General features: G+C 60.6%; 26 protein-coding genes and 1 tRNA gene. 14 read left to right on the top strand and 13 right to left on the bottom strand.

Features of this window, described 5'->3' with window-relative positions; all coding sequences use genetic code 11:
* Positions 1–32 precede the first annotated feature (32 nt).
* Positions 33–710, top strand: coding sequence for a hypothetical protein (locus BLT09_RS02580; RefSeq protein WP_091590444.1), 678 nt, complete (start codon positions 33–35; stop codon positions 708–710).
* On the opposite strand, the gene BLT09_RS02585 is transcribed toward BLT09_RS02580, so the two are convergent.
* Positions 707–1,063, bottom strand: a complete 357-nt coding sequence (locus BLT09_RS02585) for a hypothetical protein (protein ID WP_091590446.1) — start codon at positions 1,061–1,063, stop codon at positions 707–709. The genes BLT09_RS02580 and BLT09_RS02585 overlap by 4 nt on opposite strands.
* Here BLT09_RS02585 and BLT09_RS02590 point away from each other — a divergent pair.
* The 4 genes from BLT09_RS02590 (at position 1,056) to BLT09_RS34170 (ending at position 2,835) form a co-directional block, all read left to right on the top strand.
* Positions 1,056–1,403, top strand: coding sequence for a DUF6471 domain-containing protein (locus BLT09_RS02590; protein WP_236473172.1), 348 nt, complete (start codon positions 1,056–1,058; stop codon positions 1,401–1,403). The two genes, BLT09_RS02585 and BLT09_RS02590, sit on opposite strands and share 8 nt — an antisense overlap.
* Before the next feature lie 189 nt (positions 1,404–1,592).
* Entirely contained in the window at positions 1,593–1,895 is a 303-nt protein-coding gene (locus BLT09_RS02595) for a DUF1236 domain-containing protein (RefSeq protein ID WP_091590856.1), read from the top strand.
* A 321-nt stretch (positions 1,896–2,216) separates the two neighbouring features.
* Positions 2,217–2,570, top strand: coding sequence for a response regulator (locus tag BLT09_RS02600; RefSeq protein WP_167366304.1), 354 nt, complete (start codon positions 2,217–2,219; stop codon positions 2,568–2,570).
* Positions 2,571–2,667: 97 nt separating this feature from the next.
* Complete coding sequence (locus BLT09_RS34170) at positions 2,668–2,835, top strand: hypothetical protein (RefSeq protein ID WP_167366305.1); 168 nt, start codon at positions 2,668–2,670, stop codon at positions 2,833–2,835.
* A 615-nt stretch (positions 2,836–3,450) separates the two neighbouring features.
* Here BLT09_RS34170 and BLT09_RS02615 read toward each other — a convergent pair.
* The 4 genes from BLT09_RS02615 to BLT09_RS02630 form a co-directional block, all read right to left on the bottom strand.
* Complete coding sequence (locus BLT09_RS02615) at positions 3,451–4,521, bottom strand: sensor histidine kinase (protein WP_091590451.1); 1,071 nt, start codon at positions 4,519–4,521, stop codon at positions 3,451–3,453.
* A gap of 276 nt (positions 4,522–4,797) precedes the next feature.
* Positions 4,798–5,088: a hypothetical protein gene (locus BLT09_RS02620; protein ID WP_091590452.1), complete on the bottom strand. Its 291-nt coding sequence runs from the start codon at positions 5,086–5,088 to the stop codon at positions 4,798–4,800.
* A 4-nt stretch (positions 5,089–5,092) separates the two neighbouring features.
* Positions 5,093–5,305 carry a hypothetical protein gene (locus tag BLT09_RS02625; RefSeq protein WP_139172479.1) on the bottom strand — a complete coding sequence of 71 codons (213 nt, stop codon included), beginning with the start codon at positions 5,303–5,305 and terminating at the stop codon, positions 5,093–5,095.
* A 149-nt stretch (positions 5,306–5,454) separates the two neighbouring features.
* Positions 5,455–5,733, bottom strand: coding sequence for a hypothetical protein (locus BLT09_RS02630; protein WP_329608771.1), 279 nt, complete (start codon positions 5,731–5,733; stop codon positions 5,455–5,457).
* 181 nt (positions 5,734–5,914) lie between these two features.
* On the opposite strand from BLT09_RS02630, the gene BLT09_RS02635 reads away from it, so the two are divergent.
* On the top strand, positions 5,915–6,127 hold the full coding sequence (locus tag BLT09_RS02635; RefSeq protein ID WP_236473174.1) for a hypothetical protein: 213 nt from the start codon (positions 5,915–5,917) through the stop codon (positions 6,125–6,127).
* A gap of 16 nt (positions 6,128–6,143) precedes the next feature.
* On the opposite strand, the gene BLT09_RS33420 is transcribed toward BLT09_RS02635, so the two are convergent.
* The 3 genes from BLT09_RS33420 to BLT09_RS02650 all read right to left on the bottom strand — a co-directional run bounded on the left by BLT09_RS33420 (position 6,144) and on the right by BLT09_RS02650 (position 7,899).
* Complete coding sequence (locus BLT09_RS33420) at positions 6,144–6,377, bottom strand: hypothetical protein (RefSeq protein WP_139172480.1); 234 nt, start codon at positions 6,375–6,377, stop codon at positions 6,144–6,146.
* 117 nt (positions 6,378–6,494) lie between these two features.
* Positions 6,495–7,616, bottom strand: coding sequence for a hypothetical protein (locus BLT09_RS02645; protein ID WP_091590459.1), 1,122 nt, complete (start codon positions 7,614–7,616; stop codon positions 6,495–6,497).
* A 118-nt stretch (positions 7,617–7,734) separates the two neighbouring features.
* The gene (locus BLT09_RS02650) at positions 7,735–7,899 is read right to left on the bottom strand and encodes a type II toxin-antitoxin system antitoxin (protein WP_236473176.1); all 165 of its coding nucleotides are present in this window, start codon (positions 7,897–7,899) and stop codon (positions 7,735–7,737) included.
* Between the two features lie 47 nt (positions 7,900–7,946).
* Between BLT09_RS02650 and BLT09_RS02655 the strand changes: the two genes are divergently transcribed.
* Both BLT09_RS02655 and BLT09_RS02660 read left to right on the top strand, forming a co-directional pair.
* On the top strand, positions 7,947–8,690 hold the full coding sequence (locus BLT09_RS02655; RefSeq protein ID WP_139172481.1) for a hypothetical protein: 744 nt from the start codon (positions 7,947–7,949) through the stop codon (positions 8,688–8,690).
* Positions 8,687–8,950 (top strand): hypothetical protein, encoded by a 264-nt coding sequence (locus BLT09_RS02660; protein WP_091590464.1) that lies wholly within the window; start codon positions 8,687–8,689, stop codon positions 8,948–8,950. The genes BLT09_RS02655 and BLT09_RS02660 overlap by 4 nt, the downstream gene beginning before the upstream one ends.
* 120 nt (positions 8,951–9,070) lie before the next feature.
* Here the strand turns inward: BLT09_RS02660 and BLT09_RS02665 are convergent.
* From BLT09_RS02665 to BLT09_RS02675, 3 genes are all read right to left on the bottom strand, one after another.
* A tRNA-Ser gene (locus BLT09_RS02665) sits at positions 9,071–9,161 on the bottom strand.
* A gap of 52 nt (positions 9,162–9,213) precedes the next feature.
* Positions 9,214–10,122 (bottom strand): alpha/beta fold hydrolase, encoded by a 909-nt coding sequence (locus tag BLT09_RS02670; protein WP_091590465.1) that lies wholly within the window; start codon positions 10,120–10,122, stop codon positions 9,214–9,216.
* Positions 10,123–10,410: 288 nt separating this feature from the next.
* The gene (locus BLT09_RS02675; protein ID WP_091590858.1) at positions 10,411–12,465 is read right to left on the bottom strand and encodes a lytic transglycosylase domain-containing protein; all 2,055 of its coding nucleotides are present in this window, start codon (positions 12,463–12,465) and stop codon (positions 10,411–10,413) included.
* 334 nt (positions 12,466–12,799) lie between these two features.
* On the opposite strand from BLT09_RS02675, the gene dapA reads away from it, so the two are divergent.
* The 3 genes from dapA (at position 12,800) to BLT09_RS02690 (ending at position 15,084) form a co-directional block, all read left to right on the top strand.
* Entirely contained in the window at positions 12,800–13,681 is an 882-nt protein-coding gene (gene dapA, locus BLT09_RS02680) for a 4-hydroxy-tetrahydrodipicolinate synthase (protein WP_091590860.1), read from the top strand.
* 151 nt (positions 13,682–13,832) lie between these two features.
* A complete protein-coding gene (gene smpB / locus BLT09_RS02685; RefSeq protein ID WP_027152734.1) occupies positions 13,833–14,312 on the top strand; it encodes an SsrA-binding protein SmpB in 480 nt (159 codons plus the stop codon).
* Positions 14,313–14,340: 28 nt separating this feature from the next.
* Complete coding sequence (locus BLT09_RS02690; RefSeq protein ID WP_091590467.1) at positions 14,341–15,084, top strand: glycoside hydrolase family 25 protein; 744 nt, start codon at positions 14,341–14,343, stop codon at positions 15,082–15,084.
* On the opposite strand, the gene BLT09_RS02695 is transcribed toward BLT09_RS02690, so the two are convergent.
* Together BLT09_RS02695 and BLT09_RS02700 are read right to left on the bottom strand one after the other, a co-directional pair.
* A complete protein-coding gene (locus tag BLT09_RS02695; RefSeq protein WP_373420431.1) occupies positions 15,053–15,730 on the bottom strand; it encodes a uracil-DNA glycosylase in 678 nt (225 codons plus the stop codon). The two genes, BLT09_RS02690 and BLT09_RS02695, sit on opposite strands and share 32 nt — an antisense overlap.
* Entirely contained in the window at positions 15,727–16,308 is a 582-nt protein-coding gene (locus BLT09_RS02700) for a LabA-like NYN domain-containing protein (RefSeq protein WP_091590468.1), read from the bottom strand. Before BLT09_RS02700 ends, BLT09_RS02695 begins: the two co-directional genes overlap by 4 nt.
* A gap of 320 nt (positions 16,309–16,628) precedes the next feature.
* On the opposite strand from BLT09_RS02700, the gene rpoZ reads away from it, so the two are divergent.
* The 3 genes from rpoZ to pyrE all read left to right on the top strand — a co-directional run bounded on the left by rpoZ (position 16,629) and on the right by pyrE (position 20,123).
* Positions 16,629–17,030 carry a DNA-directed RNA polymerase subunit omega gene (gene rpoZ, locus BLT09_RS02705; RefSeq protein WP_023800772.1) on the top strand — a complete coding sequence of 134 codons (402 nt, stop codon included), beginning with the start codon at positions 16,629–16,631 and terminating at the stop codon, positions 17,028–17,030.
* Between the two features lie 111 nt (positions 17,031–17,141).
* Complete coding sequence (locus BLT09_RS02710) at positions 17,142–19,370, top strand: RelA/SpoT family protein (RefSeq protein WP_023800771.1); 2,229 nt, start codon at positions 17,142–17,144, stop codon at positions 19,368–19,370.
* Positions 19,371–19,544: 174 nt separating this feature from the next.
* Positions 19,545–20,123 carry an orotate phosphoribosyltransferase gene (pyrE, locus tag BLT09_RS02715; RefSeq protein ID WP_091590470.1) on the top strand — a complete coding sequence of 193 codons (579 nt, stop codon included), beginning with the start codon at positions 19,545–19,547 and terminating at the stop codon, positions 20,121–20,123.
* Positions 20,124–20,140: the final 17 nt, after the last annotated feature.

The following is a 20,140-nucleotide window of genomic DNA, read 5'->3' on the forward strand; positions in this document are numbered from 1 at the left end:
TCGGAAGGATTGATTTCATATCAGTGATTAGTATGGCGATACTGAGCTCGATGGCCCCGTCCAGCGTGACCTCCGTCGAACAGACCGACATCCGGAGCAAACAAGGGGGCGGCAACTCTCCCAACACGTTCGCTTCGGTCGCGTTTGGTGCTCCCGGGCCTCGGGTCTGGAGCGTGGCGCTACTTCACCAATACGACGTCACCAATGAGCCTTCGATCAGCGGCGTGACTATCGGTGGTGTTTCAGCGTTGCGCCAGGTCGATCATACCGGAGATGGAGCAGGCAAAGCCGCTGGCATCTGCATCGCTCGCGCACAGCCCGCGGTTTCGAGCGGGGACGTTGTGATCACCTGGGCAACGTCTACTGCCCGCCCGGCGATGTCCCTGGTGATGCTGCGCGTTGTCGGGTTCAATCTGACGACGCTATCGGATGCGGCACAGCTACCGGACATTGAACAAAACGGCGCCGGCAAGACCCTCAACATCGATACGGTCGCGGAGGGCCTTCATCTAGGCGGCGCCTGCAAGCGCAACACGAACAACATCAGTTGGACTAACCTGACGGAGCAGGGCGAGGATACTCAGGGCAGCCATCGGAGAAGCTGGGGTTGGGATCATCCGACAGTGCTGCAGAGCAATCGCGCTGTTAGTTTCACGAGCACCAGCAGCGCGCTCGTTGCCATGCTTCTGCAGTCGTTCCCAAAGTACTAGTCAGGATGGCTTGCCGACCAGCCGTTGCAATGGCCGATTTCGTGGCGAAGGACGGCCTTCGGGATAGCTAGCCCAAAGGTCTTGTCGATCACAATCACGGTGCAGGATGTTTTGCCAGTGATAGCGGCGCACCCGCGCTGGGTGAACGTAGATTTGGCCCCGACCTTGTGGGCCGCAAACAGCTTTGCGCAAGCCGTAACCACCTGCTTCTGAGTCAGGTAACGCATGGTGAGTTTTCCTGAGAAAGAATGGTCATAGCGAGCAGGCGGATTCCACTCGGCATCGTTCTTCCCGGCCATGGCCAATGAGGGGCTGAGGAAAAGAACGACAAGGAGGAAAAAGCGCTTGAACATATCAAATCCGATGATGTTGCACGTCGGATGTGGGACATTGAATCAGCAGATGCAAGGGGGTACATCATCATTTGCGGTGTTTTTCGCAGGAGATATGATGATGTCCGACGATGTTTCCCCCACCGCGTTCTATGAAGAAAAAGCAAAGAACATTCTGAAGGGCGAGCTGAAACGCCGGGGCATAACCTATGCGCTGCTCGCCGAGAGATTGAATGAACGAGGGGCGCACGAGAGCGAGCGCAATCTGGCCAACAAGATAAGCCGGGGAAGCTTCACCGCCGCGTTCTTCATGATGTGCATGGACGTGATCGGCGTTCGGCAAGTCAGCCTAGAAGTTTAGCAGGAGTCCACTGGAGCGCCTGACGGCCAATCGGCACGCATGGTGATGCCGCAATCGTTCGCAAATGTTAATCAAGTTCAGCGGATTCGCGCACTGCCCGTGGAACAAGAATTGCTCCGCACCGTTCAAGCTAAGCAATCCGTCGCGGCAGCAATGAAGCGCCGCAGCGGAGTTTGCTTTGGAGGTAATATGAGAAAGCAACTTTCCTCGGCCGCGGCAGGAGTCCTTCTGCTCGCTGGTGTCAGCGCCGCCGCCGCCCAGGACGTCGTCGTCATTCAACCCGAGCAGGATACTGTGATCCGGGAATACGTGAAAAAGAAACCGATGGCATCCGTCAGCCTTCTCGGCGTGGAGCTCAACATCGGCACAGCTCTGCCCGATACAGTCGAGCTTTACGAGGTGCCGGACGTTCAGTACCGCTACGTAGTCGTCGATGGCCGAACCGTCCTGGTCGACCCATCTACCCGCAAGATTGTGAAGGTCTACGACTGACAAGATCTTCAAGCTGAAAGCCCGCCATGCCGAAAAGCGCGGCGGGCTTCTTGCGTTCAATTCACAGGCCCCCAACGGGCATGCTCTTCATCAGCGGGCGAGGACACCCAGGGCGGCCGTCGGTGGAACTTTAGTAAATCCTAATGATTGTCTGTGACCAGCGGGCATGCCCTCCGCCCGCTGCAGATCGGGCCGCACCCGATCGGGCCCGCGCTCTCCACCAGAGGCGCGGGCTTTTCGTCTGGAACAAAGGCTTGAAATCACGGTTAGGGCTTCTGAGAACGTCATCCCACACAAACGCTGCGAGATCGGGCGTGCACTTTGGCGAAAAAGGCAGTGGTCCTCGTTGCTGAGGATGAACCTCTCATAGCGTTTGATCTCCAACTAGCGCTCTGCGACGCTGGATTTACAGTCGTCCTGGCAGCATCCTGTGAGGAGGCTCAAAGGTGGCTGGCAGATGAACGCCCGGGTGTGGCGGTTCTCGATGTTCGATTGACGGACGGCGAGTGTGTGGCGGTAGCCAAAACATTGGTCCTGCTGGGCGTGCCTTTCGTGGTGCACACCGGGGTGAACCCGGAAGAGTGCGATTTAGTATTCGCCTCTGGAAAGTTCATCGCCAAGGCTGTCGACCCACAAGAGATCGTCGGTCTTGTGAGGTCGATGGCTGCCGGCTGATCCGCAGCGTGGTCGCCTAAGGGCTAGATCGGTGCTTTTTCGGCGCGCGATTGGGAACAAGTGCGAGATCGGGAGGTTTGGCGTAAGGAGCTTTCCTATGGCTGACGAACAGGATAGGGCGCCGAACAACATTGATATCGTCGTTCGACGCTTGGTCAAAGAAACCGGCATCACCGAAGAACAGGCCCGGGAGCTTATCTTGTTCCTCGGGCTCCATTGGGCCTCGCTGCTCCGGGAAGCAAAGGCCCTAGCTACAAAGCGGTAGGCGGGTTCGTCAGTTATAATCGCGGCCCTAGTGAACGACTAGGCGTCTCGCCCGCCGAAAGGCGCGGCGGTTTTTTTGGTTGTCCGAGATGTCCTGAAGCGTATTATGTTTTAGCCGGAGGGGGGTGGTATGCCGATTTATCGAAAGGCTAAAGAATTTGGCGTGTTCAGTGCATCCGAAGTAGCTACGCTGGGCCGTGTGTTCGACCGGCTCAAGAGAGAGGGCGACTCCGAACATCTACGTGAGGCTCTCGCATCCCGAATTCTCGCAAACTACTCGGCTGGTATTACGGACGAGGAAGAACTCGTCTCCGCCTCCAAACTACCTCTGGGGCGCTAGCTGCCCGGCTACCGGATCAGCCTTTCAACCGTCTCAACTATGGCCTTCGCAAGCGCTTCGCCCTCGTGGACCGGTTCGGGACCGTAGAGCAGCAAGACAGCTTCCTCGCTCGGCGACACGCCAGCGGGGGCAGGTCTGTTCAATAGCCATACGAACCAGTTTGAGACCAGCCCAGGCGCTGCGGATACCTTGTCGCGCAGCGTTCTGCACTGCTGTGGGCGGTATTTTGCGACCAGCCTGACCTTGTCGAGTCACCAATGGTCCGAGGTCGATCGTCTACGCCGCCCGTGGCACACGCGAGGTGAACGTCGCCCTGGTCACCGACACGCTGGTGCCCTTGGTGTCGCTGATGACCTCGATCCTGGCCTCCAGCTGCTTGACCAGCGCCTCGACGATGGCTGTCCCCAAGCCCGCGCTCGACGGCTCGCCGGCGGCCTTCCCGGTGCCATTGTCCGAGACGGTCAGCTTCCAGTCGTCGCCGTCGGTTTCGTAGGACACCTGGATCAGCGCCTTGGCCTTCTCCATCGGAAAGGCATATTTGATCGCGTTGAGAACGAGCTCGGTGACGATCAGGCCGAGGCTCACCGCCTTCTGCGAGTCTATCCTGCCGCCTTGTGCCGTGACGTTGACCGCGATCGGCTGGTCTTCACCAACCATCGAGACGGCCAGGCTGCTGCACAGCTTCGACAGATAGGACACGACGTCGATCTCTTCGACGCCGGTCGAGGTGTGGAGGTGGCGCTGCACTTCGGCGACCGACAGAACCCGCTGATGGGCATCCGTCAAATGTTGACGAGTTTCCTCTGATGTGACGGAGCGGGCCTTCAACAAAAGGATGCTGGCGATGATCTGCAGGCTGTTGGCGACCCGGTGCTCCATTTCGCGCAGCAGCACATCCTTTTGCCGCAGCAGATCTTCGGTGCGGCCGAGAAGCTCTTCCTTTTCCCTCTCGATGGCACGGCGGGCCGTGATGTCGTTGAAGGCGAGCAGGATGGTCACGGCTGAACTGTGGTCGTAGAGAACCTTTCGGGCGTTGAGCAGCATTGTTCGCGGGCCGATATTCGGGAAATCATGCTCGACCTCAAAGCCGTCCATGGCTGTCTTCTCGGGGATGATCGTCTCCAGGAGCAGGCGCAGTGCCGGAATGTCCCACTGGCCGTCGCCCAGCGCATAGAGCAGCGAGCCGCGCGTCTGCTCAGGGTCAACCTTGAAGGTCTGGTAGAAGGAGCGGCTGGCCGCCAGCACGCGAAACTTCTCGTCAAGGACAAGGAAGGGCTCGGCGATCGTGTTGACGATGGCCTGCGCCAGCGTCTGCACATCTTCGATATTGGCAATGGGATGAAACAAGGCTTGCAGCCGATCTGGGGATTTTGCCCCTCTTGAGGGCCTATATACTGTTGCCGGGCCGATGTCGCGAAATGAATCACGGCCGGCGATCGTCAGGCTGGAGGTCCACAAGCTGCCGAGGAACTGAAGCGCTCGCCTTGTGGGAAGGTGGCCGGTGCCGCTTGGGGGGCGTTGGGGTAAGGACGCTTGACGGCGCCGGCCTGGCGGATTGGGGTCCGCCGCCGTTGGATAGTACCGATCTTGGCAAATCAAGTAATTGCGTTATCGCGGAAGTCCCTAGGCGCTGCCGCCGGTTTCGCTTTCCTCGTCGATCGTTCGAACTGGCAAATAGGCGTTGGTTTCCAGCCATTCGCGCAGCACGATCTGAATGAGGTCCGACCGGCCAATGTTCATTTCAGCCGCTATGGAGTTGAGCGCATCCTCCGTTGCGGGCTCCAGCGGCACGCCTGAGACGTTCCTGAGCATCAATGCGGCGCGACGCAGGATGATCTGTAGATCCGCGCGTGACATATCGGCGATGCGATCGGCAGCGCCTTCGAGCTCTTCTGCAACAGATAGGCGGGTCATTCTGCTAGCGCCGTTCAAGGTCACTGAGCCTATCCTCCAATGATGCAATCTGTCCCGCCAGCTCGCGGAGCAAATCCTGCTGGCTGTTGTGGTTCTCGACCTCCCGATCGTTAATGTAGTTGACGCAGGCAGCGAGGCGTTCACTGACCCCATTGATGTGGTCGGCTAGGTCACGCATGATCCTTGTAGCGCCTTGCAGGCATGTGCTCTTGTCCATGAAGTTGCTCCCTGCAGGAGCGGCGGGCAAAACCAAAATCGCCAAGACAAGTAGCACCCGAAGACCACGCATCCCAATTACTCCCCTGCGTTGAAGACGGGGGAGCTTTCTCCTTTGTCGCGCAAAACGCAAGTTCGCCCACCGATGAACTAATCGACCATGTCACGCAGGGGCTTCTTGCGTTTCGCCGGCCGGTACTTCTCGACCAGCCTGACCTTGTCGCTGTCGATTGTCACCAGCGGTCCCATGGCGATTGTGACCCTGCCGCTTTCCTCGTCTATGCGCGTGATCTCTCCGGTGAGCTCGATCGGCTGGCCCTTCTTCACCTTGGTATGATCGATGATTGAATGCGGGAAGTTGTAAGAGGGGATCGAGACGCTAACGAGGTCCTCAGTGACCCGTCTCCGGACGGTGGCCGTGATCGCCACCAGATCTCCAATCCCAATTCCCCGCGCCATTCCATGAGTCTGGGGCGGCCGGCGTCTTAGTCAAGAGATTGCTAATATAGGTGACCGCTTCATCCAAACGATGGACGAAGCCCATCAATGGCCGGTGCTATTTGGATGTATGTCGCGACCTTACTTGCCCCCGAGCCACCTTGCTATCGCTATGCTCGCGATCAGCGTCAGCTATGCCGAAGCTGCGGACCGTAAGGTCGAAACCGCGACGCTCGGTACGTACGCCAATTCGAAGAACCTGCCGGTTTGCACCGCGTCAAGCTCACTCTTCGAAGTCCTCGGTGACAAGTGTTTTCTCGTAAAAGGTTCGATGATCTATGGCGACATCGCCGAGCTGTCCCAGATAGTCACTTTCAGTCGGTAGCCGGCGAAGGTCATGGCTATTCTGCCAGATGGTCCTGATCGATCTTGGCAATTACCCCCTCAAGGGCCTGGACTGCACGCCTCGATATCTCAACATGGGCGGCCGTGGTGTCGACTTTTCCCTTGCCCGGCTCAACGCTCCAAATGCCGGTTTTCCCTGCTTCGGCATTCGCGATAAACCGCCGCTCATCTTCAAGCCGCTGGCTTAGTTCTTCTCGGAAAGCCTTCCACTGGTCTTTCGTTGCGGCCATTGGCTTCCGTCCTATCTAACAGCGCACGTGGGGTTCTGACCTGCGGCCCGATCCGCAAGAGCTTTCGTTACCTCGGATTTGGCAACGCACCCCCTCGCAAGCTTGACGCCCGAATCCTTAGCTCGACCGTGCAAGGTAGTTTTGCAGCCACCCTTTGACCACCTGATACCGATCGCCCTTGCACCGAAACGGGTAATCGTCCCGAATCTTCATTGCGAATTCTGCTGCCTGCCTGTCCGTGCGGCGATCGTCGATCGGAAGCGCTCTCCAGCGGTCAAATATCATCTGCTTGGCTTGGTCTTGCGTGAACATAGACCGGAGGATGCAGCAATTGCAGTATGCTGGCAATGCGCTCTCAGTCTGCAAGAGTCCGAGATCGCTTTCCACTGCAAGAAAAGGGAGGGAAATGGCCGGCGTCAGTTGGTGGGGGTGGGGTTCGACGCCGGTGGGTCGGGATGAAGCTCTTCCCAGATCGTCGCCACAACCTGTGCGCCGGCCAATACGGCAAGTACCACTGTAATAAATAACCACAATCCTTCTCTGCATCCCTATGTTGTCTTTGTGCCGCTCCACGTCGGTCTCATGCGCATCTAGGGTCGCGACTGCTTTCGAACTAAGAGCGTAGCTGTGGTCATCGCGCCGCAAATCTCCGCTGTCGAGCAGAGAATCCAGGACGATCTGATAATATTCAAGATGGGAGTCGTGGTCATCGCGCCCGAAGAAACGCATGCCATATATCTGTGCCGGGAGATCAATTGATGACGTCTTGAAATCAGCTTTTTGAACCGTTCGATCAAATATATAGCGTAGAATCGCCATTCGATCCTGGCGGGCTAAACGCCGTCTGTTGAAGAAAAACTGCCGAAAACGCCCCGCCCAAGCTGCGAAAAAGGAGTGGGAAGCGAATTGCTGGACAATGAACAGTCCAGGCGACTCCGTTCCTATTCGGAGTCCTTTGTAGTGATGAATGACCTTGAATTGCAGCTTATTTAGCTGCCGATTGGGTAGGCATGCGTCCGTCTTTTTCTCATTGTCGGCAAAATACCAACCCTCCACACCTTCATCCACAATGACCTTCGGGATGAAGCGGAACCCATCATTCTGATCACCACCAATCCGGATCTGAAAGTTGTTATTACGGCTATCCCCATACGTAAGGCTCTCGGGCATAGGCCGCCGAAGCGCCATGCGGATTGCGCCTCTTCGGAGCTTTATCTGCCACCAATCAAACCGGCTCATGAAACCCGCCCAGCATCCGAGTGCGACGGAAGCGATCAAACTCCCGTGATTCGACGCCCCGATGTCACATATCTTATCATGCGTCGCCGCGACCTGACGCACGCAAAGCTTCGCCCCGCTACTCAGCCACGCCCTTCGGCAGGTAGCCCTTGTCCCGCAGATACATGGTCAGGATCTTCTCGACCATTGATGACACAGACCGCATGTCATCCTTCGCCGCGCGCTCCAGCGCTTCCTTAAGCTCCGGCTCGACACGAAAACCTAGCGGGTGGGTTTTGACCATGGTGTTGGTATTCCTCATACAATGTTGTTGACTCATACTAACATTGTATGCGATTGTTGGAGGGTAAGCAAACTAAACCATGGGAGAAATCCACAATGCCGAACACCACTGTTCGGGCAGCCGCCGAAGGCATGCCCGCAATCAACCGCCGCCGCCTGCTTAACCTGACCGGGGCAGGCCTCGCTCTCGCCGCCACCGCTGCCACCGTGCTCAAGGCGCCGGCCGCGCCGATCGCCGCCACCCCTGCTGAGCATCCCGACGCCGAGCTGTTCCGGCTCGATCAAGAAATGGAGGAAGCCTACAGCCAGATGAACCGGGCAGCCAAGCTCTGCAAGAGGCTCGACAGGAAGTGCGAGAAGCTTTACCCGCCAGATCCTCCGAAGTGGGAAGAGCCGCCCATGCCGGAAGACGTAAGGGTAGCGTTCCATGCCATGACGGTTAAAGACATGGGGACCAACCGGCCCGCCATTTATGCCGCGTGGAGCAACGAGGTCAAAGAACAGAGAGCCGCGAACAACGGCTTGCAGCAGGCCTATCAGGCCAAATGGCAAGAGATAAATCGCGAAAGCGGTCTTGATGCTGCTGAAGATGCTTTCGGTGTGCGCGTCAGCGAGGTTGACGAGTTCGCCAAGCGCATATGCTCAATCCCGGCTCACACCTTCGAGGGCATGGCGGTGAAGCTCCGCGCCCATGTCAGGTGCGGCGGCGAGATCGAGAAAGAGGAAATGTATACGGACGATTACGCCTTCGCCTCGATCGCCGCCGATATCAGGCGCTTGGCCGGTGCATGAGCGCCGCCGCCGAAGTGTCCGTCGCGCCGGCCCGTGGCCTAATCACCAAGGCTGATATTGATCGCGGCTATGATGCGTGCTCGATAATCCGCGTTTGCGAACTGGCGGTTGAGCAAATTCCCGAGCTCGGTCAAGAAGGCCTTGTGAATGAAGCCGTAGGCGACATCGGGAGGCTGTTGCGAATTGCGGGCCAGATGGCCGGGGAATCGCTTGGCGTCCTGGAACTAGCAGAAATGAGACAGCGCAAAGCCGCCGACTGAACTATTCCAGAGCAGAAGAGTTTGGCCCGCTGCCTCACGGTGGCGGGCTTTTTGCTGTGTGCGCTATTTTGTACGCAAGATCAGTAAAACGGAAGATTATCTAAGTAAATCAATGGGTAGTGGCGGAGAGGATGGGATTCGAACCCACGAGAAGCTTTTGACCTCTACTCCCTTAGCAGGGGAGCGCCTTCGACCACTCGGCCACCTCTCCGTTGCGCTGGTGGATAAAGAAAAGCGCCGGCACAATCAACAAGCCTGACTCATTATCGTTGAAAAAACCGGCTCCCGGCGAAGCGTTGCTCGGTCCTGTCCAGAAAAGCGGCGATGGCGCCGGGCAGGCCGCCGGTCTCGAGGAAAGGCGCATGGCCCTGGCCTTCGACCGTGATCGTCTCGACACCGGGATGCCGGTTTCGCATCTGTTCGAAGGTCTCGGCGGACAGCAGCTTCGAATTGGCGCCGCGGATGGCGAGCAAGGGTATCGCCGCCAGTGACTCGAACTGCGGCCACATGTCTGGCAGCTTCTGGCTCAGGTCGAGTCCCGCCAGCGTGTCGACCAGCTTCGGGTCGAAATCCGGCAATAATCCTTCATCCGTCTCTCGGTAGAGGGCCGCTACCATCCGCTCCCAATCCGCCTCGGTCAGGGCAGGAAAGTCGCTGCCATGCGCGCCGCGCTGGGCGCCGACCGCCTCGGCGAAGGTTTTCGGCTTCGGCGCGGGCTCGAGATAGGAGCGGATATGGGCGAGACCGCCGGCCTCGAGCACCGGGCCGATATCGTTGAGCACGATAGCCCGCAGGACGGCCGGCCGCATCACGCCAAGCACATGGATGATCAGCCCGCCGCGTGACGTGCCGATGAAACCAGCCTCGTCGATGCCCAGCGCCGCCAACCCGGCGAGGATGTCACCGGCTTCGACGCCGATATTGTAGTGGCCGATATCGGGGTCGTAGGCGGATTGCCCGCGCCCGCGATAGTCGAAGGCGACGATTTTTCGCGGGCTTTCGGGCCGTCGCGACAGGTGCAGCGCCAGTTCATGAAAATCGCGGCTATTGCGGGTCAGGCCAGGCAGGCAGACGACCGGCCAGTGGCCGGAATTCGATTCGCCGTAGATGCGGGCGTGGAGTTCAAGCCCGTCCGGCGAGGCGTAGAAGAAGTCGGAAAAACCGCTCGACATTTTTGGGACTCGATTCCTCGCCGTTGCCGGATCGTCGACTGCTACAGGCGAGGGCGGGGGTGGTCAAATCGAAGCGTCATTTTCGAGATGTCGGCGGGACAGCGCCCCCCTCTGTCCTGCCGGACATCTCCCCCTCGAGGGGGAGATTGGCTGTCCCTTTGCTTTCGCCAATCGCCAACGCTGATAAGGAAGGCGCCGCCAGTGTAACTGCCAATCTCCCCCCTAGGGGGGAGATGCCCGGCAGGGCAGAGGGGGGTGCTTCGCCAAGCCAGCCTTCGCCCGAACGGATCAACTCCGCCCGTTCACCAAATCCCCGACAATGTCGTACTTGCCGGAAATGCGCATCTTGTAGACTTCGTAATTCTCCATCACGCGCTGGACGTAACTTCTTGTTTCCGTATAGGGAATCCGCTCGATCCAGTCGACGACGGCGTCGATGTCCTTGCCGCGCGGGTCGCCATATCTGGCCACCCACTGGGCGGCGCGGCGGGGGCCGGCATTGTAGCCGGCGAAGGTCAGCACATAGGAGCCGTCGAAGCGTCCGAGCTGCTCGCCGAGGAAGGCGGCGCCCAGGGTCGCGTTGTAGCCGGCGTCGGTGGTCAGCCGCGCCTGCGAGAAGGTCATTCCGGCCTTGTCAGCCAATTGCCTGGCGGTCGCCGGCATCAGCTGCAGCAGCCCGCGCGCTCCGGCGCTGGAGACGGCGCCGATGTTGAACTCGCTTTCCTGGCGGGCGATCGCATAGGCCAGCGCCTTGCCGGAGCCGGAAATATTGGCGGTCTCGGGAATGACGCCGAGCGGATGCGAAAGCGCCCCGACATCGATGCCGCGCGCGCCGGCGATCTTGCCGACTTTCAGTGCCAGGAAGTGATTGCCCTGCTTTTCCGCCATCGCGGCCAGCAGCGCCAGCTCTCCGGGACTGCTCAACTGTCCGGCGAGGTCGCGGTAAAGCGTGTCGGCGTAGCGCTGATAGCCCGCCTGCTGCAGTCGCTTGATGGCGCTGACCGCCTCGCGGCTGGAAAAATTCCGGTGATCGGTGGCGCTCGGCTGCGGATGGGCGATGTTGAGGACCTGCCGGCCGACGCGCTCACCGGCGAGCTGGCCGTAGAAGGTCGTGCTGTGCGCGGCGGCACGGCTAAAATAATCCTTGGCGCTGCCGGGGCCGCCGGCTTCGGCGGCACGGCCGAGCCAATAGTAGGCGCGCGACAGCGATATCGGCCCCTGGGCGAGACCGGCGATCCGCTCAAAATGCTTGGCAGCGGTGGCGGGATCGTTGAGGCCGCGCAGCGCGTACCAGCCGGCATGAAACTCCGCATCCGCCGCGTTGGCAGCAGTTTCGCCGGCGTGTGCGGCGACTATCCTGTAGGCGGTCTTCATGTCGCCCTGGTCGACCAGTTCGCGCGACAGCACCCGGCGCTCGGCCCACCAGGCATCCGGGTCGATCAGAGCGTTGCGGTCGCTCGGCGCCTTCATCACCATTGCGGCGGCGTCGGAAAACTTCTGCTGCTTGCGCAGATATTGGGCTTGGGCGAAGAGATAGCCGGCCGAACGCTGCGCGGCGGGCACCGCCTTCAGCAGTCTGGCCGCGTTCTTGTCGCCCGCATTCTTGTCGCCCTTGTCCGCCGCAGCCCAGGCGTCGGCCAGCTGCCGGGCGCCGGCAAGGCCGGCGACGCGCAGCGCCGAATTGACCCGGTCGGCATAAAACATGCGCTCCATGCGGAATCGGTGGTCGGCTGCGGGGATCAGCTTGCCGAATTCCTGGATGATCGCCGCCTCGTCCCTGGCTTGCAGTTTTTCGGTGCGCCAGAAAGGCGACAGCACCGAGCGCGCCGCCTCGACGTTGCCGAGCGAGACATAGGAGCGGGCGAGGATCACCACGCCCTCGGCTGTTTGCGGCTGGCTGCCGCCGAAAGCCTGCACCACGATCTCAGGCGCGGGGTTTTCGCGGTAGAGCGCGCGCTCGCTGTTCTTGCGCAAGGCGATCATGCCCGGCCAGTTCGGCAGCATTTTCGCAGCATCGGCGATGTCGCCGCTTGGCACCTTGTCGCCGCCATAGAACGCGATCGCCCAGACAAGGATGTGCTGGTCGAGCGAATTGACCGGCAGGGCGTCGCGCACCTGGCGCGCACCGGCGATGTCGTTTGCCGCCAGCGCATGGAGGCCGCTCTTCAGCCTGGCGACGCTGGCGGGAGGGGATTCCGGACCCTGCAGGCCGGTATCCAGCAGGTTTGGCTTCGGAATGGTCGACGTGACCTGTGCATCGACCTTGCCGGCGGCCACAAGGGTCGGCGTCAACAGGAGAATTGCGCCAAGCAGCGCGAAAAAATGAGGCTGCCGGGTCGGCATCGTCTTCATCATTTCCTGTCTTGCACAATCACCAACAGGCACAGATCAACTGAAGCCTAGTTGGCGGTGGTGAAGAGCCTGTAAACGGGGCTATCGAAGTCGTTCAAAATTGCGCTTGCTGGCATTCTTGTCATGCTTGCCGCGCAACAATGTCGAGACTATGGTGCGCCGCTTCGCTTTCGGCTAGAAGGCGCGCACGACAAAACACCTGCAGCGCCGCGCGTCGTCTCGGACGCGCAAAGGACGCTGTAGCACTTTAAATTTGGCGCATGATCTTTCCGTGAATCGGCTCCGATTTTCGGGCTCGTTCGCCAGTCCCAAGGAGTTGGACGACATGCTGAGAGGCTCGCTTACCGCGCTCGTGACACCGTTCGAAACGAGCGGCCGTTTCGACGAGAAAGCGTTTCGCGCCTTCATCGCCTGGCAGATCGCTGAAGGCACGACCGGCGTGGTTCCGGTCGGCACCACCGGCGAGTCGCCGACGCTGTCGCATGACGAGCACCGCCACGTCGTCAAAGTGTGCGTCGAGGTGGCAAAGGGCCGCGTTCCGGTCGTCGCCGGCGCCGGCTCCAACAACACCGAGGAGGCGGTTGGCCTGGTGCAATATGCCGAGAAGGCGGGCGCCGACGCGGCACTCGTCGTCACGCCTTACTACAACCGGCCGACGCAGCGCGGCCTCTATGCGCATTTCGCTGCCGTCGCCAAGGCGACCAGCCTGCCGATCATCATCTACAACATTCCGCCGCGCTCGGTGATCGACATGATGCCCGAGACGATGGGCCAGCTGGTGCATGACTTCAAGAACATCGTCGGCGTCAAGGACGCCACCGGCAAGGTCGAGCGGGTTTCCGAGCAGCGCGCCACCTGCGGCAAGGATTTCATCCAGCTTTCCGGCGAGGATGCCTCGGCGCTCGGTTTCAACGCCCATGGCGGCGTCGGCTGCATCTCGGTGACGGCGAACGTCGCGCCGCGGCTGTGCGCCGAATTCCAGGAGGCGACGCTTTCCGGCGACAACGCCAAGGCGCTGGACTTGCAGGACCGCCTGCTGCCGCTGCACAAGGCGATTTTCCTGGAACCCGGCGTGTCCGGCGCGAAATATGCGCTGTCGAAGCTCGGCAAGGTCGAGAATGTGCTGCGTTCGCCGCTGGTCACGGTCGAGCCGTCGACCGCCGAGAAGATCGATGCGGCCATGAAGCACGCCGGCTTGATTAACTAGCGAGCCCGTTTGGAAACTCTACTCCTGCGGCCAACTGAAGGCGTCACCTGCGCTTCCGGTGCTCACGTACTATATGTACGCTCCGCTCCGGTTCTCGGTGCCACCATCATCTGACTCGCAGGAGCGAGTTTCGAAACGGACTCTAGACGTCATGAACCAGGTCAGAAAAGCCGATCCCAACAACAAGACCGTTGCGGAAAACCGCAAGGCGCGGTTTTCCTATGAGGTGCTCGACACGATCGAGACCGGCCTGGTGCTGACCGGCACCGAGGTGAAGTCGCTGCGCCAGGGCCAGGCCAACATCCAGGACAGCTACGCCTCGGTCGAGGGCGGCGAGATTTGGCTGATCAACTCCTATCTGCCGGAATATCTGCAGGCCAACCGCTTCAACCATGAGCCACGCCGGCGCCGCAAACTCCTGCTCAACAAGCGCGAGATGGCCAAGCTGTCGCAGAGCGTCGATCGCGAAGGCATGACGCTGGTGCCGCTAAAAATCTATTTCAATGAAAAGGGCCGGGCGAAGCTTTTGCTCGCCGTCGGCCGTGGCAAGAAATTGCACGACAAGCGCGAGACCGAAAAGCAGCGCGACTGGTCGCGCGAAAAGGGCCGGCTGCTGAAGGAGCGTGGGTAGGCCCGGAGCCACTCTTTTGAAGAACCGGATGAGGAACCGGATTGTCTTTAGGGGTGCGGCCAGCCTGATCCTGGCGTGCCTTGTCACGGCCGCCGGCTATTTTTACTCCCGACCGTTTTCTCAGGACCGCGGCAAATATCCGGTCAGGGGCATCGACGTTTCGCATCATCAGCGACAGATCGACTGGCGGCGTGTTGCCGCCGACGATGTCGCCTTCGCCATCATCAAGGCAACTGAAGGCGGCGACCATGTCGACGATGCCTTCGCCGCCAATCTGCGCGAGGCGCGTGCGGCTGGTCTGGTGGTCGGCGCCTATCATTTCTTCACCTTCTGCAGGCCTGGCGCCGATCAGGCGAAGAATTTCATCTCCGTCGTGCCGCGCGATCAAACGCTGCTGCCGCCGGTGGTGGATATCGAATTCGTCGGCAATTGCCCGCGGCGGCCATCGCCCGAAGAATTGAGCGTTGAACTCTCGGCTTTCCTCGGCCCTGTCGAGGCAGCCTTCGGCAAGACGGCGATCCTCTATGTGACCGACGACGCGGCACGGGCCTATGCCGGCCAGATTGTCGGCCGCCGGCGCTGGGTTCGTTCGCTGGCGCTGCAGCCAGGTCATGACGACTGGATCTATTGGCAGTACCACGACAGCGGTCGCGTCGACGGCATCACCGGCGACGTCGATCTGAATGTGCTTCAGGGCGGGCCGGAGAAATTGGCCGAGCTGTTTGCGCCACCGCCCGAATCTATCTCTCCAGAAACGCCGCTATCTCCCTGAAGACGTTGACGAACATTGCTTCCGTCAGCACGCCGGTGTTGGTGTTGTAGCGCGAGCAATGATAGCTGGAAAACAGCGTCACGCCATTGGTTTGCTGCTGCCCGCCATGCTTGAACGGATAAGCGGCGACACGCTGGCCGAGCGCCCGCACGGTCGACTGGTGCGCGATCGAGCCCAGCGCCAGCACGGCGCGCAGGTTCTTGAACCGCGCGATCGTCGGCACCAGGAACGTCCGGCAGGTGGCGATCTCGGCGCCGGCCGGCTTGTTGTCCGGCGGCACGCAGCGAACTGCATTGGTGATCGCCGTGCCGACAAGCTCCAGCCCGTCATCGGGCCGCGCCTTGAATTGGCCGCGCGCAAAGCCGTGTGCGATCAGCGTGTTGTAGAGCAGGTCGCCGGCAAAATCGCCGGTGAAGGGGCGTCCGGTGCGGTTTGCGCCGCGCAGGCCCGGCGCCAGTCCGACGATCAGCAGCCGCACCGCATCCTCGCCCTCGGGGGGCAGGAAGGTCGGCACCGGTGCATTGAACCAGGACGGCTCGCGCTGACGCCATTGCGCGATAAAATCATGCAGCCGCGGGCAGAGCGGGCAATCGCGGTCGGGCTCGGAGGACGCGACCAGGGGAGCGGTCAAGACCGCCGCCGTCAATACTCGTCCTCGTCGACTTCGGCCGGTTCGGGCCGGCGCACCGGCCGCTCGGACGGATCGCGGCCGATATCGCTCTTCAAGGTAATCAGGTCGATGAAATGATCGGCCTGGCGGCGCAGATCGTCGGAAATCATCGGCGGCTGCGAAGCCATGGTCGAGACGATCGAGACCTTGCGCCCGCGCCGCTGCAGCGCCTCGACCAGCGTGCGGAAATCGCCGTCGCCGGAAAAGATGACATAGTGGTCGACGACATCGGCGAGTTCCAGCGCATCGACGGTCAGCTCGATGTCCATATTGCCCTTGATCTTGCGGCGGCCGGTCGAGTCGGTGAACTCCTTGGCCGGCTTGGTCACCACCTTGAAGCCGTTATAGTCGAGCCAATCGATCAGCGGCCGGATCGAGGAATATTCCTGATCCTCGACCAGCGCGGTGTAGTAGTAGGCACGCAGCAGGTAGCCGCGCTTCTGGAAGTTCGACAAAAGCCTGCGGTAGTCGATGTCGAAGCCGAGCGCACGCGAGGTGGCGTAAAGATTGGCACCGTCGATGAAAAGAGCGATTTTTTCACGAGGGTCGAACATGGAAATATTCCTTTTCGAAAATAAGCGGTCGTCTAAATGCGCGTGACTATCGGTCGGCTTGAAATAACCGGCTGACCTTCGTCATTCGAGATAACGCCGGTTTTACGGCAATCCAAGGGTATGATGCTGCATAGCAAGCAATTGTGATCGGTGCCGCATGTCGCAGGCGGCGCGCGCCCAGACTGGCCTTGGCCAGACCCCAGGCCCAGCCCCCCAGGCCCGGCATTGTCCGGCATTGCCAAGAAGCTTGTATTTTGGCAGCGTTCGGGTTATGGACCGCGCCTGTTTTCCATCAAATCCAGGCATGAAAGGGGCAGCTCATGGCCCGCGTAACCGTTGAAGATTGCATCGACAAGGTCAACAACCGCTTCGAGCTTGTGCTTCTGGCCGGCCACCGCGCCCGTCAGATCAGCCAGGGCGCGCAGATCACCGTTCCTCGTGACAACGACAAGAATCCGGTCATCGCGCTGCGCGAGATCGCCGAGGAGACATTGTCGCCCGACGACCTCAAGGAAGACCTGATCCACTCGCTGCAGAAGCATGTCGAGGTCGACGAGCCGGAAGCCGACGGCGAGGCGATCGCCGACCAGACCGGTACCGCCGCTGCGGCAACCGACGCCGACGACACCGAGGACAACATCACCTTCGACCGCATGACCGAGGAAGACCTCCTGGCCGGCATCGAAGGTCTGGTGCCGCCGGAAAAAAGCGACGATTATTAATCTTCCCACCGGCCGCCGACACTTTCGCGCCGGCGGTTTCGTGGTTATCTATGACATGCGCCGTACGCCAGTGCGGCGCATGATTCATTTCAGCACTGCGAGATCCCGCCCATGATGCGTCAGTATGAGCTTGTCGAGCGCGTCCAGCGCTACAAGCCTGACGTCAACGAGGCGCTGCTTAACAAGGCCTATGTCTACGCCATGCAGAAGCATGGTCACCAGAAGCGCGCCTCCGGCGATCCTTATTTCTCGCATCCGCTCGAAGTCGCCGCCATCCTCACCGAAATGCACATGGATGAGGCGACCATCGCGGTTGCCTTGCTGCACGACACGATCGAGGACACAACGGCGACCAGGGCCGAGATCGACGAGCTGTTCGGTCCGGAAATGGGCAAGCTGGTCGAAGGCCTGACCAAGCTGAAGAAACTCGACCTCGTCTCCAAGAAGGCCGAGCAGGCGGAAAACCTGCGCAAGCTGTTGCTGGCGATATCGGAAGACGTTCGCGTGCTTCTGGTCAAGCTTGCTGACCGCTTGCACAACATGCGCACGCTCGACCATGTGCCCGAAGCCAAACGTCTGCGTATCGCCGAGGAAACGATGGATATCTATGCGCCGCTGGCCGGGCGCATGGGCATGCAAGGCATGCGCGAGGAACTCGAGGAGATCGCCTTTCGCTTCATCAATCCCGAAGCCTACCGCGCCGTCACCGCGCGGCTCGCCGAAATCTTCGAGCGCAACAAGGATGTGCTGTCCGAGATCGAGAAGGCGCTGTCCACGCTGTTCGACAAATATGCGATCAAGGCCGAGGTCAAGAGCCGCCAGAAGAAGCCGTGGTCGGTGTTCCGCAAGATGGAGGCCAAGGCGCTGTCCTTCGAGCAGCTGTCCGACATTTTCGGCTTTCGCGTCGTCGTCGATACCGTCGAGGACTGCTACCGGGCGCTCGGCGCCATCCACACCACGTGGTCGATGGTGCCCGGCCGCTTCAAGGACTACATCTCGACGCCGAAGCAGAACGACTACCGTTCGATCCACACCACCATCGTCGGACCGTCGCGGCAGCGCGTCGAGCTGCAGATCCGCACCTATCAGATGAACAAGATCGCCGAATATGGCGTTGCCGCGCATTCGATCTACAAGGACAGCGGCGGCAAGGTGAACGGCACCGCCCACGCGATCTCGAAGGAGACCAACGCCTATGCCTGGCTGCGGCGCACCATCGAGCAGCTAGCCGAAGGCGACAATCCCGAGGACTTCCTCGAAAACACCAAGCTCGAGCTGTTCCAGGACCAGGTGTTCTGCTTCACGCCCAAGGGAATGCTGATCGCGCTGCCGCGCGGCGCCACGCCGATCGACTTCGCCTATGCGGTGCACACCGATGTCGGTGATACCTGCGTCGGGGCCAAGGTCAACGGCCGCATCATGCCGCTGATGACCGAGCTTAAGAATGGCGACGAGGTCGAGATCATCCGCTCCAAGGCGCAGGTTCCGCCGGCGGCGTGGGAATCGGTCGTCGTCACCGGCAAGGCGCGCTCGGCGATCCGCCGCGCCACCAAGAATGCCATCCGCAAGCAGTATTCGGGTCTCGGCATCCGCATACTGGAACGCGCTTTCGAACGGTCAGGCAAAATTTTTACCAAGGAAAGCTTGAAATCGGTGCTGCATCGGCTGGCACGCAAGGACATCGAGGATGTGCTGGCCTCTGTCGGCCGCGGCGAACTTGCCTCCACCGATGTCATCAAGGCGGTGTTTCCCGACTACAAGGACGAGCGCATCACGCTGGCGGCGCCCAAGCAGCGCGAAGAGGGCTGGTCGAAGATCCGCAACGCCGCCGGCATGCTGTTCCAGATTCCGGGCCGCGCCGCACGAAAGGACAAGGACCAGCCAAGGGACGGCGCCGTGCCGATCCGCGGCGTGCGCGGCGACCTGCCGGTGCGCTTCGCGCCGGAAGGTGCTGTGCCCGGCGACCGCATCGTCGGCATCGTGCAGCCGGGGACCGGCATCACCATCTATCCGATCCAGTCGCCGGCGCTGCAGGCCTTCGACGACCAGCCAGAACGCTGGATCGACGTGCGCTGGGACATAGACGAGCGCACCAAGGAGCGGTTTCCGGCGCGCGTCTCGGTCACCGCCATCAACGCGCCGGGCTCACTGGCCGACATTGCGCAGGTCGTTGCATCCAACGATGCCAACATCCATACATTGTCGATGGTGCGCACCGCGCCTGATTTCACCGAAATGCTGATCGATCTCGAAGTCTGGGACCTGAAGCACCTGAACCGGCTGCTGTCGCAGCTCAAGGACAATTCGAGCGTCAGCGACGCACGGCGGGTGAATGGGTGAATGGCGAGAGTAGTGAGTAGTGAGTAGTGAGTAGTGAATAGTGAATAGTGAATAGTGAATAGTGAATAGTGAATAGTGAATAGTGAATAGTGAAATAAAGGTGCTCTCACTGCCGACCGCCCACTACTGACTACTCACTATTCACCATTCACCACCATCCACACGGAGCGAACAATGAACACCGACGAAGTGCTGGGCGTCTTCCGTGAAGCCGGTGCCGTTCTCGAGGGGCACTTCATCCTGACTTCGGGCTTGCGTAGTCCGGTCTTCCTGCAGAAGGCGCGGGTCTTCATGCATGCCGACAAAACCGAGCGCCTGTGCAAGGCGCTGGCCGAAAAAATCCGCGCTGCTGTGTCCGGCAGGATCGATTACGTCGTCGGCCCGGCGATCGGCGGGCTGATCCCGGCCTACGAGACCTCGCGCCATCTTGGCGCACCGGCGATCTGGGTCGAGCGGGAAGGGGGCGAGTTCAGGCTCCGCCGCTTCGAGATCGCCAGCGGATCGCGCGTCGTCATCGTCGAGGACATCGTCACCACCGGCCTGTCGATCCGCGAGACCATCGACTGCCTGCGCGCGCTTGGCGCCGAGGTGGTTGCCGCTGCCTGCATCATAGACCGCTCGGCCGGCAAGACCGATGTCGGCGTGCCGCTGATCGCGCTCGCCGAATATGAAGTTCCGGCCTACCCGGCCGACAGGCTGCCGCCCGAGCTTGCCGCCATACCGCCAGTCAAGCCGGGCAGCCGCAACATTTAAGGCATGTCGCCCAAAGC

Source organism: Mesorhizobium muleiense (genome assembly GCF_900099905.1).
GTDB classification, from domain to species: domain Bacteria; phylum Pseudomonadota; class Alphaproteobacteria; order Rhizobiales; family Rhizobiaceae; genus Mesorhizobium; species Mesorhizobium muleiense.

Coding starts and splice junctions, on each gene's coding strand:
- rpoZ (WP_023800772.1), top strand. CDS start 16,629: ATGGCCCGCGTAACCGTTGAAGATTGCATCGACAAGGTCAACAACCGC.
- BLT09_RS34170 (WP_167366305.1), top strand. CDS start 2,668: ATGGCTGACGAACAGGATAGGGCGCCGAACAACATTGATATCGTCGTT.
- BLT09_RS02625 (WP_139172479.1), bottom strand. CDS start 5,305: ATGGACAAGAGCACATGCCTGCAAGGCGCTACAAGGATCATGCGTGAC.
- BLT09_RS02655 (WP_139172481.1), top strand. CDS start 7,947: ATGCGATTGTTGGAGGGTAAGCAAACTAAACCATGGGAGAAATCCACA.
- BLT09_RS02650 (WP_236473176.1), bottom strand. CDS start 7,899: ATGGTCAAAACCCACCCGCTAGGTTTTCGTGTCGAGCCGGAGCTTAAG.
- BLT09_RS02670 (WP_091590465.1), bottom strand. CDS start 10,122: ATGTCGAGCGGTTTTTCCGACTTCTTCTACGCCTCGCCGGACGGGCTT.
- BLT09_RS02645 (WP_091590459.1), bottom strand. CDS start 7,616: ATGAGCCGGTTTGATTGGTGGCAGATAAAGCTCCGAAGAGGCGCAATC.
- BLT09_RS02595 (WP_091590856.1), top strand. CDS start 1,593: ATGAGAAAGCAACTTTCCTCGGCCGCGGCAGGAGTCCTTCTGCTCGCT.
- BLT09_RS02635 (WP_236473174.1), top strand. CDS start 5,915: ATGCTCGCGATCAGCGTCAGCTATGCCGAAGCTGCGGACCGTAAGGTC.
- smpB (WP_027152734.1), top strand. CDS start 13,833: ATGAACCAGGTCAGAAAAGCCGATCCCAACAACAAGACCGTTGCGGAA.
- dapA (WP_091590860.1), top strand. CDS start 12,800: ATGCTGAGAGGCTCGCTTACCGCGCTCGTGACACCGTTCGAAACGAGC.
- BLT09_RS02585 (WP_091590446.1), bottom strand. CDS start 1,063: ATGTTCAAGCGCTTTTTCCTCCTTGTCGTTCTTTTCCTCAGCCCCTCA.
- BLT09_RS33420 (WP_139172480.1), bottom strand. CDS start 6,377: ATGGCCGCAACGAAAGACCAGTGGAAGGCTTTCCGAGAAGAACTAAGC.
- BLT09_RS02660 (WP_091590464.1), top strand. CDS start 8,687: ATGAGCGCCGCCGCCGAAGTGTCCGTCGCGCCGGCCCGTGGCCTAATC.
- BLT09_RS02675 (WP_091590858.1), bottom strand. CDS start 12,465: ATGCCGACCCGGCAGCCTCATTTTTTCGCGCTGCTTGGCGCAATTCTC.
- BLT09_RS02620 (WP_091590452.1), bottom strand. CDS start 5,088: ATGACCCGCCTATCTGTTGCAGAAGAGCTCGAAGGCGCTGCCGATCGC.
- BLT09_RS02580 (WP_091590444.1), top strand. CDS start 33: ATGGCGATACTGAGCTCGATGGCCCCGTCCAGCGTGACCTCCGTCGAA.
- BLT09_RS02700 (WP_091590468.1), bottom strand. CDS start 16,308: ATGTTCGACCCTCGTGAAAAAATCGCTCTTTTCATCGACGGTGCCAAT.
- BLT09_RS02710 (WP_023800771.1), top strand. CDS start 17,142: ATGATGCGTCAGTATGAGCTTGTCGAGCGCGTCCAGCGCTACAAGCCT.
- BLT09_RS02690 (WP_091590467.1), top strand. CDS start 14,341: ATGAGGAACCGGATTGTCTTTAGGGGTGCGGCCAGCCTGATCCTGGCG.
- pyrE (WP_091590470.1), top strand. CDS start 19,545: ATGAACACCGACGAAGTGCTGGGCGTCTTCCGTGAAGCCGGTGCCGTT.